A 13,332-nucleotide genomic window follows, 5' to 3' on the forward strand; every position below is an offset into this window, starting at 1 on the left:
GAGGCAAAGCCATGCTCGATCGCGACGAGGATATTCTGAAGGCGGCGGAGGACTGGCAGAAGGCCGGCCGTGGCGTCGCGCTGGCAACCGTCGTCGAGACCTGGGGCTCGGCCCCGCGCCCGGCGGGCTCGAGCCTCGTCATCAACGACGAGGGCACGTTTCTCGGTTCGGTCTCCGGCGGCTGTGTCGAGGGCGCCGTGGTCACCGAGGCCATGGACGTGATCGAGAGCGGCAAGCCCAAGATGCTCGAGTTCGGCGTCGCCGACGAGACAGCCTGGAACGTCGGTCTGTCCTGCGGCGGCACCATCCGCGTCTTCGTCGAGAAGGTCGGCTAGCCGTGAAGCTCGCGATTTTGCACGAACTCAACGCCGAGCGCACCGCGCGCCGGCCTGTCATCTTGGTGACCGACACCGAGAGCGGCGAGCAGCGCCTGGTGAAAGCGGCGGATTTCGCCAGGGATCCGCTGCGCGCCGAGCTCGACAAGCAGCTTCGCATGGGCAAGAGCGCCAGTGTCGAGGCCGGCGGCAAAAAACTGTTCCTCAACGTCTACGCGCCGACCGCAAAGCTCGTCATCATCGGCGCAGTCCATATCAGCCAAGCCTTGGCGCCGCTGGCGCGCTCGCTCGGCTACGACGTCACTGTCGTCGATCCGCGCACGGCGTTTGCGAGCCCCGAGCGCTTCCCCGATGTTCCGCTGGTCGCGGAGTGGCCGGACACGGCGCTGCCGCCGCTCAATGTCGATGCCTACACCGCCTTCGTTGCGGTGACGCACGATCCGAAGATCGACGATCCCGCGCTGCTGCATGCCTTCGAGCGTAACTGCTTCTATATCGGCGCGCTCGGCTCGCGGAAGACGCACGCCAAGCGCGGCGACCGGCTGCGAGCCCAGGGCGCCAAGGACACCGATATCGCGCGCATCCACGCGCCGATCGGGCTTGCAATCGGCGCAGTCTCGCCGTCCGAGATCGCGGTGTCGATCATGGCCGAGATCACGGCGGTGCTGCGGCTACCACCAAAAGAAAAAGAAGAAGCGGCATGAAGTTCGGCCCGGCGAGCCCCAAGGATGCGATCGGCGGGGTGACCGTCCACACCCTGCGTCAGGGTCCGCTGGTGCTGAAGAAAGGCACGACCATCGGGCCTGCCGAAGTCGAGGCGCTGACGCGCGCCGGCATCAAGGATGTCGTCGTGGTGCGGATGGAGGAGGGCGACGTCTCTGAAGACGTCGCGGCCGCCAGCATCGCGCTTGCGATCGGCGGCGAGGGGATTCATGTCGAGCGCGCCTTCACCGGCCGCGCCAATCTGTTCGCCGCGCGTCCCGGCCTGCTGGTGATCGACCGCGCCGCGGTCGACCGCATCAACAATATCGACGAGGCCATCACCTTCGCCACGCTCGCCGCCTACAAGCCAGTGGTCGAAGGCGAGATGGTCGGTACCGTCAAGATCATCCCGTTCGGCGTTGAAGGAAATCTGCGCGACGCCGCAGTGAAGGCCGCAGGCCACGACGTGCTGAAAATCGCACCCTACGTCGTCAAGCGCGTCGGCGTGGTCTCGACGCTGCTGCCGGGTCTGTCCTCCAAAGTGGTCGACAAGACGCTGCGCGTCACCGCCGAGCGCCTCGCGCCGGCGGGCGCCAGCATCATTGCCGAGCGTCGCGTGCAGCATGACGAGCGCGCGCTGTCGGCGGCGATCAAGGAATTGCTGGCGCTTGGCGCCGAGCTCGTGATCGTGTTCGGCGCATCGGCGATTGCCGACCGCCGCGATGTGATCCCGGCCGCGGTCACCGAGATCGGCGGCGAGATCGAGCATTTCGGCATGCCGGTCGATCCCGGCAATCTGCTGCTGATCGCGCGTGCCGGCAGCGTGCCGGTGCTGGGCGCGCCGGGCTGTGCACGTTCGCCGGTCGAGAACGGTTTCGACTGGGTGCTGATGCGGCTCCTGGCCGGCATCAGGGTGACGCGCTCCGAGCTGATGGGCATGGGCGTCGGCGGCCTCCTGATGGAGATCGTGACGCGGCCGCAGCCGCGCGCCAAGCCGGAGATCGAGGGCAACAGCCAGGTCGCGGCCATCGTGCTCGCAGCGGGGCGCTCCACCCGCATGGGTGGGCCGAACAAGCTGCTGGCCGAACTCGACGGCAAGAAGCTGGTGCGGATCGCGACCGAGCAGGCACTGGCGTCGAAAGCGTCCGAGGTGATCGTCGTCACCGGCCATCAGACCGAGCTGGTCGAGCAGGCGCTGAAGGGCCTGAAGGTGCGTTTCGTCAAGAATCCGGATTTCGCCGGCGGCATCGCGAGCTCGGTCAAGGCCGGCATCGCGGCCGTGTCTGAAACTAGCGACGGCGCCGTGGTTTGCCTGGGCGACATGCCGCTGATCGACGCCGGCCTGATCGACCGTCTCATCGACGGGTTTGCGCCGGACCGCGGCAATCTCATCGTTGTGCCGGTAGCCGACGGCCGCCGCGGCAATCCCGTGCTGTGGTCGCGCCGCTTCTTCAAGGAGTTGATGACGCTCGATGGCGACGTCGGTGCGCGGCACCTGATCGCCAGGCACACCGAAGCGGTCGCCGAAGTGCCTGTCGACGGTGAGGGCGCTTTTCTCGACATCGACACGCCACAGGCGCTGGAAGCCGCAAGACGCAGTTGACGGTGCCGTAGGGTGGGCACGCTTCCGCCTTCGCTCTTCGAGCCACGGCGGACAAGTCGCTTTGCCAACCCTACGGCGCTGTTTCCGCAGCGATACATTCCAGATCACCAATTTCAACCCCTCGTTCACCATCTGGAAACGGTCCCCCGCTTAGAGTCCTCTCCACCTGCCTTGGGGGTGAGGGGCTTTCCATGATTTCGAACGTCGTCGCGCGCCGCTGCGCGATGTTTTTCTTTGCGCTGTCGGTTTGTGTCGCCGGCGCCCGTCATATTACCGAAGCCCATGCGGCCGGCGCGTTTGCCGTCGGCAAGTGCGGCGCCTATGGCCAGGCCTATGATTTTGGTGCCGAGCACGAAGCGCGTGTCGCGGCACAAAAGCAGTGCAAGGGCGACTGCACGACCGTGACGATGAAGCGCGCCTGTGCGGCGATGTCGGTCGACATGGCCAATCCCTGCGGCGCCTATGGCTATGCCGTGAAGCCGAAGATTTCAGCCACGCTCAATGCCGCCACGCGCGAATGCTACAAATATGGCGGCAAGGAATGCGTGATCCGCGCCTGGGCCTGCGACGCCAAAGGCTGATCCAAGGGCTGAACCAAGGCTAGCGCAGCCATCCAGGACTAGCGCAACCATCCCGCGTTGGTCTGCACCAGTTTTGCCGGCTGCTCCTGCGCATCCACCGACCAAGGCACCTTGCCCCCGGTGAATTCCGACCAGGCCTTCAAGAGGCGCGCTTCGATGCCGACCATGGCATGGGCCTGCCAGCCGGCGATCGCCGCGGCGGCCACGCCGCTGCCGGTCGAGCCCGCGCCGACATCCGCAAGCAGTGACGTCGTCGTCGCCATGTCGTTGTAGACACCGAGCTCCTGCTGGAGGTCGGCGAGCCTGCGCGAGAAGCGCCGCGCCGATTTGCGGTGCTCGCAGAGCGGGAGCAGGAAGTCGGCGACATAACGCAGCTTCTTCGCGGCGAGACGGACGCGGTGCCGCTGCTCGGTCGGCAGCGATTTGAAGCGACGGCCGCGCTTGAGCACCTTTGCATGCTGAGCAGCGAGGATGTTTCGTGCAAAATTGATCGCGGGCTCTGCGAGTTGCGCCAGACCTTCGGGAGCGACCTCGCTGCGCCAGCCGCGCGCTTCGATCCAGGCGCCGAGCCCGATCACGAAATACTGGCAGCGCCGGTCGGCGAGGGCGAGGCGGGCCTGGTCGTAGCAGGTAGCCCGACGTTCGTCGGCGAGCGCGCCCAGCGTGTCGAAGCCGGCGACCGACGGACAGCCATCCGCGACGGTCCGCAACGTCTCCTGCCGAAACACGTCCCAGTCACGTGCGCCGGAGAGACTTGCCGCAAGCCACTTCGCCTCGGCGCGCATCAGGTCGAGCTTGTTCAGCGACACCACCGATCGCATCAGGTCGAGCGCGGATCGCAGGCGCCGCAGCGCGACGCGAAGCTGATGCATCCCCTCGGGATCGCGCCCGTCCTCGGCAGCCGGCAACGACTGCAGCAGATGCAAGAGACAGGACCTTAGAATCTCGGAAAAGGCCTCATCGAGCGATATGGACGGATCGAGACGAAGCTTTGGCGGCTTCGGTGCCCGCGGCGGCGCATCGGCCGCGAGATCGAAGCCACGCGCCGATTTGGTCCGGATCGAAGGCTTCACCGAACCGTGCTCGGCAAGCCGCAAAGCCAATTCCCAGATTGCGGACGGGCTACCGCTCTTGAGCTCCAGTTCGATCTCGCTGACCGGCAGCGAACGATCACCGGATATCAAATGGCCCTGGTCGAAGGCGATCTCGACCGTGCCGGACGGCAGGTCCACCATGCGCTGATGTCGACGAATGTCGGTCGTGAAGACCGCTTCGAGCGGATGACGTTCGAGATCGGCGCGCAGCTTCTCCGGAATAAAGGGAAGCGCCAGCGCGATGTCGGGCGCAATGGAAGGCACGCTTGCCTCCCACTCGCCGCGCCGCAACGGATCGTTGGCCAGTTCGGCTTTCACTGTCTGCGTGAAACGCGCGCCACTCTGACGGACTCGAAAGCTCAATCCGCTACGCTGGAGCGCATGCTTGGCCGTGTCGTAATAGATCGCCTTCAGGTGCTTGCGCGTGCCCTTGTTGCGCGCATTCGTCGCGATGATGGGCGCAGCGTTGAACCCCGCCAGGCGGTCGGAAGCCACGAGCAGCTTGAGCTCGATTTCGGTCGCGCGCGGCACGTCATCGCGAGACGGCGGGAGTTCCGGCGCTGTCGTCTCCGCACGCGCGTCATCAGCGGAGAACCCGGCCTGCAAAGACTCTTGCGAACATGCATCGTCGGGGAACGCGGAGCCGGGCGCCTCACCAGGGGGAGGAACAACAAAATCGTTAGATTTCTTCCCATCCTCAGGGATCGGATGGCCGTTGGCCTTCGCAAGCCGTTGTACGGGGTCGAGGGCTCGCTTGATGGCGCCGGTTTCGGACATACACGCTTTATGACAGTTCGGTGACAGAGCGCTGACATATACCCGACTTGACTCGCGGGGAGAAGCGCGAGCCGTCGCATCTCCATTGAAATTTCCGAGCTGTGATCGATGGGTCAATCCGGGTTACGTTCATGTCCGCCGTCATTCGCGCGGGGAATCTTCTTTCTTTCCCGACGCTTGGACGTGTGTTGGGAGAAATCATGCAGTTCGACACCAAGATCGCCGTTGTCATTCGCAACGATCTCCAGGCCTGGCAGAAGCTCAATGTCGCATCGTTCCTGACGAGCGGCGTCGCGGCCGCCTTTCCGGAGTGCATCGGCGACACCTATGAGGACGCCTCTGCTACGAAATATCTTGCGCTGATCGGCCAGCCGATCCTGATTTATGGTGCCGATGGTCCGGCATTGTCGCGTGCACTCGATCGCGCACTCACGCGCAGCGTCACGCCCGCGGTCTATACCGAGGACATGTTCAAGACCACGCATGATGCCGCCAATCGCGAAGCGGTGAGGGCGGTTGCGCGCGCCGAGCTCAATCTCGTCGGCATCGCGATGCGCGCCGAGCGCAAGGTGATCGACAAGATTGTCGATGGGTTGAAGTTCCATAGCTGAGATAGGTGTTAGTTGTTTGCACCTCTCCCGCTTGCGGGAGAGGTCAGCGCGTGCCAGGCGATGCGAAGCATCGTCCCGCGCGCCGGGTGAGGGTTCTTTCCTCTCGAGGAGTGCCCCGTTGCGGAAACACCCTCTCCCCAACCCTCTCCCGCAAGCGGGAGAGGGAGCGCACCTCAGCTCGGCGGCATCGTCTCGAACTTGGCCAGGCCAGCATCGAGATGGTCCCAGTCATACGCACGCGCCGCGTAGGTCACCACGTGCGGCTTGTAGCGGGCGGGCTCGTCGAGGCTCGCGGCGCGGATGGTGAAGATGTCGGGCATGGCCTTGAAGGTCATGTAGACGGCCACGCCGCACGCGGGGCAGAAGGCTCGCGTCTTCACATTGCCGCTGTCGCCGGTCATGTCCCATTTTTTGGCGTCGCCTGTCACCGTGACGCCTTCGCGCGCGAAGGTGGCGTAGGAGCCATGTCCGGTGCCGCTTTCACGCTGGCAGTCCCGGCACTGACAATGGTTGGCGAACAGGGGCTCGCCGGCGATCGAATAGCGGATCGCACCGCAGGCGCAGCCGCCGGTGTAGGGCTTGTCCATCGTGATCACTCCTCGACTGTCTCGTTACTTTTATTCGCCGCTGATCTCGTCGAGCTGCCGGACGACCTTCTTCCAGCCGCCGCTCATGATGGTGTAGGCGCTCTCGTTCCGGGGCAGCACGAAACCCGCATGCACCAGTTGAATCCGCGTGCCGGCTTCGACCGGGGTGAGGGACCACGTCACGACAGTGTCGAGCGGCGCGCCGTAACCGATGTTGCGCTCGTCGCCGCCCTGCCAGGCATAGACGAGGCGCCGGTTCGGTATAACCTCCAGAACGCGGCAATGGATGACGCCGTCCCAGTTGCCGCCAGGCTTGGTCTGGTACGTGAAAACATTGCCGACGACGGCTTCGAAACCGGTCGGTGGCATCAGCCAGCGCGCGATCAGCTGGGCGCTGGTCAGCGCTTTCCAGATCGTCTCGGGTGCGTGAGGGAAGACGTCGTCCAGAACGATGTCCTTGGTCTCGGCTTTCAACGCGGCTGCACTCACGGGTCGATCTCCTTCAAGAGGTCACGCAGGTTCTGGAAGCGCTCGCGCCAGAAGACGCCGTAATGATCCATCCAGGTCACCAGCGGCTCGAGGCCTTGCGGCGCGGCGCGGTAATAGACGTTGCGGCCTTCGGCGCGCTCGGCGACGAGGCCGGCCTGCTTCAACGATTTGAGGTGCTGCGAGATCGCGCCCTGCGTCACGCCGCTGCCGCGCGTGAGGTCGGCGACGCTGATCTCCTTGCTCTCGAACACGCGCTCGAACACCGCGCGGCGGGTCGGATCGGCGAGGGCGCGCATCACGACGGAGACAGGGTTTGGGGCGGCTTCGATCATGTCAATCAATTAGCGTTAGCTAATGAATTAGTCAATACTAATTTGTTCGGCATCAGTGGCCGTGATCGCGATTGACTATGACTGACTAGTCAGTCATAAATAGGGAATGACAAAGAAGCCCACCAAAGCGGCTGCGGCCAAAGCAGCAAGTCCCAAGCCGGAAGCGGACGGGGAAGCCGCTGCTCCGGCATCGAGCCGCGCCACGCGCGCGGCCGAGCGGCGTGATGCGATCGTCGAGGCCGCCATGGAGGAGTTCATCGCGCGCGGCTTTGCCGCGACGCGGCTCGACGACATCGCCAAGCGCGCAGGCGTCGCGAAGGGCACGATCTACCTGCATTTCAAGGACAAGGAATCGATGTTCGAGGAGCTGGTGCGCACCGTGATCGTGCCGGTGGTGGCGCGGCTCAATGCGTTGCCGCCGCCGACGGGCTCGGTGCGCGATCTGATCGAAACCTTTGCCGGCAACTTTCTCAAAGAGGTGATCGGGACGCGACGCGGCGATCTGGTCCGCCTCATCGTGGCCGAAGGGCCGCGCTTTCCATCGGTCGCCGACTTCTACTACCGCGAGGTCGTGTCGCGCGGGATCGCGGGCATGCGCGCCCTGATCGAGCTCGGCGTGGCCCGCGGCGAGATCCACCAGAAGAATCTCGCTCGCTATCCGCAGATCCTGATCGCGCCCGCGATGATCGCGGTGATCTGGCAGAGCCTGTTTGCGCGGCACGCGCCGCTCGATGCGCAGGACATGCTGCGCGTCCATCTCGATTTGATTTTTGGCGAACGGAGGACGACATGAGGTCGTCGCAAAGCATATTTGCAATCGCATTGGCCGCTGTGCTCGCAACCGGACTTGCCGGTTGCAATGAGAAGCGCGATCCCGGCTTCCAGGGCTGGGTCGAAGCTGACATGATCTATGTCAGTCCGGACGAGGCGGGCCGGGTCATCAAGCTGGACATCCGCGAAGGCGATGTCGTGAAGGTCAGCGATCCCCTGTATTCCGTCGACGACGATCTCCAGCTCGCCGATCTCAACCAGACCAAGGCGACGCTTGCCAACGCGCAGCAGGTGTTCGATCGCGCGGATTCCCTGCGCAAGACCGGCTCGGGCACGCAAGCCGCGCTCGATTCCGCCGTCTCCGACTTGCGGGTCGCGCAGGCGCGGGTGGTCACGTCGGAGACGCGGTTGGCGCGGCGCAAGGGTTTTGCGCCAGTCGCCGGGACCATCCAGCAGATCTATTTCCGCGAGGGCGAGATGGTCGCGGCGCAGCGGCCGGTGCTCTCGATCATGCCGCCCGGCAACATGAAGCTGCGCTTCTTCGTGCCCGAAGCGGAGTTGCCGAAATTGTCGATCGGCGACGAAGTGCGGGTCGCCTGCGACAATTGCGCGGCCGATCTCACCGCCAAGATCTATTTCATCGCGACCTCGGCGGAATACACGCCACCGGTGATCTACAGCCTCGAGGAGCGCAACAAGCTCGTCTACCTGATCCAGGCGCGGCCCTCGCGGCCCGATGCCTTGCGGGTGGGGCAGCCGATCGACGTCTATCTCCATCCCAAGACGCCGGTGGCGGACAAGCGATGAACGCGGGCAACGATATCGCGATCGACGTCAAGGGCCTGACCAAGTCGTTCGGCGGCCGCGAGGTCGTGCACGATCTGTCGATGCAGGTGAAGCGCGGCTCGATCTACGGCTTTCTCGGGCCGAACGGCTCGGGCAAGACCACGACCATCCGCATCCTCTGTGGCTTGCTCACACCCGACAGCGGCGAGGGCACCTGCCTCGGCTACGACATCCTGAAGGACGCCGACAAGATCAAGCGCCAGGTCGGCTACATGACCCAGCGCTTCAGCCTGTACCAGGACCTGTCCGTGCGCGAGAATCTCGAATTCGTCGCGCGGCTCTATGGCATCACCGACCCGCGCGGTGCGGCGCGCGACATGATCAAGCGGCTCGGGCTTTCGGGCCGCGAGGAGCAGCTCGCCGGCGAGCTCTCCGGCGGCTGGAAGCAGCGGCTGGCGTTAGGTGCCTGCACGCTGCCGAGCCCGAAGCTGCTCTTGCTCGACGAGCCGACGGCCGGCGTCGATCCCAAGGCGCGGCGCGATTTCTGGAACGAGATCCATGCGCTCGCGGCCGAAGGGCTCACCGTGCTGGTTTCGACCCATTACATGGACGAGGCCGAGCGCTGCCACGAGATCGCTTACATCGCCTACGGTCATCTGCTGACGCACGGCACGGTGGAGGAGGTGATCGCGGGATCCGCACTTTCGACCTACACCGTAACGGGCGAAGATTTGAACGACCTCACGGCCGCACTCACCGGCAAGCCCGGTATCGATATGGTCGCACCGTTCGGCACATCGCTGCATGTTTCCGGGCGCGACGTTGCCGCGCTCGAGGCCAGCATCGCGCCGTGGCGCGACAACAGCGGTCTGCACTGGCAAAAATCGGTGCCCTCGCTGGAAGACGTGTTCATCGAGCTGATGGGCCGCTCCAAGGACAATTTTCAAGGATAGTTACAATGAGCGCCGTCGATCATCCCGCGCCAGCGCACGAAATCCGGGAGCGGTTCGGCTTCTGGAAGCGCTCCTATGCGATGCTGGTCAAGGAGTTCATCCAGCTCAAGCGCGATCGGGTCTCGTTCGCGATGATCGTGATGCTGCCGGTGATGCAGCTCTTGCTGTTCGGCTATGCCATCAACACCACGCCGCACAATCTGCCGAGCGCGGTGCTGCTCCAGGAAGATTCCGATCTCGCCCGCTCGGTCCTGAAGGCGCTGGAGAACACCGCCTATTACCGCTTCATCTACGAGGTGCATGACGTTGACGAATTCGACAACCTCCTGAAATCCGGCAAGGTGCTGTTCGGCGTCGAGATCCCGCGCGGCTTCGAGCGCGCGGTGCGCCGCGGCGACAAGCCGGCGCTGCTGGTCGCGGCTGATGCCACCGATCCGGTCGCGGCGAGCGCCGCACTCGGCTCGCTCGGCATGATCGTGCAGACTGCGCTGGCGCACGATCTCTACATCGGCGATCCCCCGGAAATGCCGTTCGAGATCCGCGCGCACGCCCGCTACAATCCGGCCGCGAATTCCAGCCTCAACATCGTGCCGGGCCTGGTCGGCACCATCCTCACCATGACCATGCTGATCTTCACCGCGCTCTCGGTGACGCGCGAGGTCGAGCGCGGCACGATGGAGAGCCTGCTGTCGATGCCGATCAAGCCGGTCGAGGTGATGTTCGGCAAGATCATCCCTTACGTGCTGGTCGGCTTTATCCAGGCCTTCCTGATCATCAGCATCGGTATCGGCCTGTTCGGCGTGCCGCTGCTCGGCAACGTCCTCCTGCTGGCGTTGCTGTCGACGCTCTTCATCGCCACGAATCTCTCGATCGGGTACACGATCTCGACCCTGGTGCAGAACCAGCTCCAGGCCATGCAGATGTCGATGATGTTCTTCCTGCCGAGCATCCTGTTGTCCGGCTTCATGTTCCCGTTCGCGGGCATGCCGAATTGGGCGCAATATGTCGGCGAATGCCTGCCGCTAACACACTATCTGCGCATCGTCCGCGCCATCATGCTGAAGGGCGCCTCCATGCCTAACCTGCGTTTCGACGCGGCAGCGCTCGCCATCCTGATGCTGGTCGCGATGACCATCGCCGTGACGCGCTTCCGCCGCACGCTGGATTGAGGCAGACTGCCCCGGAATCGAGGGGGTGAAATGGTCAGCCTGGTCAGCGGGAAAGTCCGGCAGAAAGCCGTCTTGTCGGAGGAGTTCGAGCGCGAGCTGACGCGCGAAGTGCTGCGCACCGAGCTGTTGCGGGTGAAGGCGTTGATCGCCACCGGCTGCGTCATGATGGTCATGCTCACGGCAACCTTCGTGATCGATCCTGCCATCTCGAACCGGATCTGGCGCGGGACCGAGGGCATGGTCCGCGAATATGTCCTCGTGGCGGGGTTCCTGCTGTTCGAGGTCTGGGTCCACAGCCAGATCAGGCGAAACATCAAGCTCGATCGCGACCTGCCGGTGGTCAGGCGCTATATCGGCGCCTTCATCGAGACGTCGCTGCCGACGCTCATCCTGATCCTCCAGATCCGCAGCATGGGCGCGAGCCAGGCGCTCGGCTTCGTGTTGCCTCTGGTCTATTTCATCTTCGTCATTCTTTCGACGCTGCGGCTCGATTTCTGGCTGTCCACCTTCACGGGATTTGTCGCCGCAGCCGAACTGCTGGCTGTTGCGCTGTACTACAATCCGGTGAGCGACGCCGGCGAGCCTCTGATCTACTTCCACACCGTGCGCAGTATGGTCATCCTGGTCTGCGGCGTGCTGGCGGGCTCCGTCGGCGCGCAATTGCGGCGGCAATTCGCCGCGAGCATCGCGGCGGCCACCGCGCGCGACCGGGTGACCAACCTGTTCGGCCAGCACGTCTCGCCGCAAGTGGTCGAGCGGCTGATGGCGGAGGGGACGAGCGCGGCGGGCGACCTCCGCTGCGTCGCCGTGATGTTCGTCGATTTCCGCGGCTTTACCGCCGGCGCGCAGTCGCGCACGCCGCAGGAGGTCGTCGACCGGCTCGACGGCGCCTTCGCGGTGCTGGTCGATATTCTCGACCGCCACGGCGGCATCGTGAACAAGTTTCTCGGCGACGGTTTTCTCGCGCTGTTCGGTGCGCCGCTGGAGGCATCCGATGCGGCGCATCGCGCGGTCGCCGCAGGTCGCGACATGCTGACCGCGATGGATCACATCAATGCGCAGACGAGCTGGCCGCTGCGGATCGGCATCGGCATCCATTTCGGCGAGGTCGTCGCCGGCAATATCGGCTCGCCCCGGCGCAAGGAATACACCGTGATCGGCGACACCGTGAACTTCGCCTCGCGGCTGGAAGCACTCAACAAGGAGTTCGGCTCGCAGCTCCTGATCTCGGCATCCGTGCGCGACGCGCTCGGCGACGATGGCGAGGATGCGGTCGCGCTCGGCGAGGTCACGGTGCGCGGTTACGAGCAGCCGGTCGCGGTGTTTCAACTGGGGTGAGGCGACCGCTCGCGTTTCTTTGAAGGCGCGCGTTGAAATATCCGCTGCGCCATTCCGCTCTTGGACTTCAGGAGGCCGCAACCGGCTTCCTGATATCACCTGGAGAGGAAACCATGACCCGATTGACCTTTGTCTCGGCTGCTCTGATCGCTGCTTCGGTCTATCAAATACAGGCCGCTGCGGCTCGTGACGTCGCGCCGATGCGGCGCGGCGCGGCCCATGCGACGGCGGACTGCGCGCGGGCTCCGGCGGAGGGCGCGTACGCGACTGCGCCGTACAAGGAGCCGCCCTGCATGCCGAAGACGAACTGACAATCGAAGTCAGGCGAGGCCGGGTAGGGCGACGTCAGCCAACCCGGCCTCGCGCCCGCATTCCCTGATGTTGTGTCTTTTCGGTATCCTGGTAGTTATTGACTCTACCATCATCTAGTCATCTATATGACTATATGAATTCAGCTCCGCGCGACGAACGCCTTCCCCGCTATCAGCTTCTGCGCGACGACCTCGCCGCGCGCATCAACCGCAATGAATGGCGGCCGGGCGAGCCGATTCCGTCGGAGGCCGAGCTAGGCGCCCATTATGGCGTCGCCATCGGCACCGTGCGCAAGGCGATCGACCAGCTCGTCGCGGACGCGGTGCTGGAGCGCCAGCAGGGCCGCGGCACCTTCGTGCGCCGCGCGCGCTTCAACTCCTCGCTGTTCCGCTTCTTCCGCTTCCAGTCCGAGAGCGGCGAGCGGCGCGTGCCGAAGAGCCGCATCATCCGGCGCAAGAGCGTGCCCGCGACATCGGCCGTCGCGTCGGCGCTGCGTATCCCGGTGGGCGAGCCGGTGATCAGCCTCTCGCGTCTGCGGCTGATCGACGATGTGCCGCTGCTGGCCGAGGAAATCTGGCTCCAGCAATCGCGTTTCGCAAAAATACTCGAGATCGACACCGCCGAGTTCGGCGACCTCTTGTATCCGCTTTACGAGGAGCGCTGCGGCGAGGTGGTGGTCTCCGCCGAGGAAATCCTGACGGTCGAGACCGCCAACGAGATGCAGGCGCGATTGTTGCGGCTCGAGGCCCACGCGCCGTTGATCGTGATCGAACGCCTCGCGCTCGATCTGGAGCGACGGCCGATCGAATGGCGCCGTTCGCGCGGGCCGGCGGATCGCTTCCGCTACCACGCCGAGATCCGCTGACGCGGCTATTCAACGACATCAAGCAAT

Annotated in this window: 16 protein-coding genes; 12 read left to right on the forward strand and 4 right to left on the reverse strand. The window is 64.7% G+C overall.

Annotation, left to right across the window (positions count from 1 at the left end; genetic code table 11):
• The first annotated feature begins 11 nt into the window (after window positions 1–11).
• The 4 genes from QA645_RS16000 to QA645_RS16015 all read left to right on the forward strand — a co-directional run bounded on the left by QA645_RS16000 (window position 12) and on the right by QA645_RS16015 (window position 3,221).
• Window positions 12–335 (forward strand): XdhC family protein, encoded by a 324-nt coding sequence (locus QA645_RS16000; protein ID WP_008564652.1) that lies wholly within the window; start codon window positions 12–14, stop codon window positions 333–335.
• A 2-nt stretch (window positions 336–337) separates the two neighbouring features.
• Window positions 338–1,039, forward strand: a complete 702-nt coding sequence (locus QA645_RS16005) for an XdhC family protein (RefSeq protein WP_283051411.1) — start codon at window positions 338–340, stop codon at window positions 1,037–1,039.
• Window positions 1,036–2,640, forward strand: coding sequence for a molybdopterin-binding/glycosyltransferase family 2 protein (locus QA645_RS16010; protein WP_283051413.1), 1,605 nt, complete (start codon window positions 1,036–1,038; stop codon window positions 2,638–2,640). The genes QA645_RS16005 and QA645_RS16010 overlap by 4 nt, the downstream gene beginning before the upstream one ends.
• Before the next feature lie 191 nt (window positions 2,641–2,831).
• Window positions 2,832–3,221 (forward strand): DUF4189 domain-containing protein, encoded by a 390-nt coding sequence (locus QA645_RS16015; protein ID WP_254194388.1) that lies wholly within the window; start codon window positions 2,832–2,834, stop codon window positions 3,219–3,221.
• A gap of 38 nt (window positions 3,222–3,259) precedes the next feature.
• On the opposite strand, the gene QA645_RS16020 is transcribed toward QA645_RS16015, so the two are convergent.
• Window positions 3,260–4,846, reverse strand: a complete 1,587-nt coding sequence (locus QA645_RS16020; RefSeq protein WP_349253181.1) for a CHAD domain-containing protein — start codon at window positions 4,844–4,846, stop codon at window positions 3,260–3,262.
• 446 nt (window positions 4,847–5,292) lie between these two features.
• Between QA645_RS16020 and QA645_RS16025 the strand changes: the two genes are divergently transcribed.
• The gene (locus QA645_RS16025) at window positions 5,293–5,703 is read left to right on the forward strand and encodes a DUF2000 family protein (RefSeq protein ID WP_283051417.1); all 411 of its coding nucleotides are present in this window, start codon (window positions 5,293–5,295) and stop codon (window positions 5,701–5,703) included.
• A 173-nt stretch (window positions 5,704–5,876) separates the two neighbouring features.
• On the opposite strand, the gene QA645_RS16030 is transcribed toward QA645_RS16025, so the two are convergent.
• From QA645_RS16030 to QA645_RS16040, 3 genes are read right to left on the reverse strand one after another with little or no spacing between them, the layout of a single operon-like run.
• The gene (locus QA645_RS16030) at window positions 5,877–6,290 is read right to left on the reverse strand and encodes a GFA family protein (RefSeq protein ID WP_254194386.1); all 414 of its coding nucleotides are present in this window, start codon (window positions 6,288–6,290) and stop codon (window positions 5,877–5,879) included.
• 30 nt (window positions 6,291–6,320) lie between these two features.
• Window positions 6,321–6,779 carry an SRPBCC domain-containing protein gene (locus QA645_RS16035; RefSeq protein ID WP_283051419.1) on the reverse strand — a complete coding sequence of 153 codons (459 nt, stop codon included), beginning with the start codon at window positions 6,777–6,779 and terminating at the stop codon, window positions 6,321–6,323.
• Window positions 6,776–7,111, reverse strand: a complete 336-nt coding sequence (locus QA645_RS16040; protein ID WP_283051421.1) for a metalloregulator ArsR/SmtB family transcription factor — start codon at window positions 7,109–7,111, stop codon at window positions 6,776–6,778. The genes QA645_RS16035 and QA645_RS16040 overlap by 4 nt, the downstream gene beginning before the upstream one ends.
• 106 nt (window positions 7,112–7,217) lie before the next feature.
• Between QA645_RS16040 and QA645_RS16045 the strand changes: the two genes are divergently transcribed.
• From QA645_RS16045 to QA645_RS16075, 7 genes are all read left to right on the forward strand, one after another.
• Entirely contained in the window at window positions 7,218–7,904 is a 687-nt protein-coding gene (locus tag QA645_RS16045; protein ID WP_283051422.1) for a TetR/AcrR family transcriptional regulator, read from the forward strand.
• Window positions 7,901–8,689: an efflux RND transporter periplasmic adaptor subunit gene (locus tag QA645_RS16050; RefSeq protein ID WP_283051424.1), complete on the forward strand. Its 789-nt coding sequence runs from the start codon at window positions 7,901–7,903 to the stop codon at window positions 8,687–8,689. Before QA645_RS16045 ends, QA645_RS16050 begins: the two co-directional genes overlap by 4 nt.
• Window positions 8,686–9,621 (forward strand): ABC transporter ATP-binding protein, encoded by a 936-nt coding sequence (locus QA645_RS16055; protein WP_283051425.1) that lies wholly within the window; start codon window positions 8,686–8,688, stop codon window positions 9,619–9,621. Before QA645_RS16050 ends, QA645_RS16055 begins: the two co-directional genes overlap by 4 nt.
• Window positions 9,622–9,626: 5 nt before the next feature.
• Entirely contained in the window at window positions 9,627–10,790 is a 1,164-nt protein-coding gene (locus QA645_RS16060) for an ABC transporter permease (protein ID WP_254194380.1), read from the forward strand.
• A 30-nt stretch (window positions 10,791–10,820) separates the two neighbouring features.
• Window positions 10,821–12,128, forward strand: a complete 1,308-nt coding sequence (locus tag QA645_RS16065; RefSeq protein ID WP_254132437.1) for an adenylate/guanylate cyclase domain-containing protein — start codon at window positions 10,821–10,823, stop codon at window positions 12,126–12,128.
• 113 nt (window positions 12,129–12,241) lie between these two features.
• Window positions 12,242–12,439: a hypothetical protein gene (locus QA645_RS16070; RefSeq protein WP_254132436.1), complete on the forward strand. Its 198-nt coding sequence runs from the start codon at window positions 12,242–12,244 to the stop codon at window positions 12,437–12,439.
• A 134-nt stretch (window positions 12,440–12,573) separates the two neighbouring features.
• Window positions 12,574–13,305 carry a GntR family transcriptional regulator gene (locus QA645_RS16075; protein ID WP_283051429.1) on the forward strand — a complete coding sequence of 244 codons (732 nt, stop codon included), beginning with the start codon at window positions 12,574–12,576 and terminating at the stop codon, window positions 13,303–13,305.
• Window positions 13,306–13,332 lie beyond the last annotated feature (27 nt).

This window comes from Bradyrhizobium sp. CIAT3101 (assembly GCF_029714945.1).
Taxonomy (GTDB): domain Bacteria; phylum Pseudomonadota; class Alphaproteobacteria; order Rhizobiales; family Xanthobacteraceae; genus Bradyrhizobium.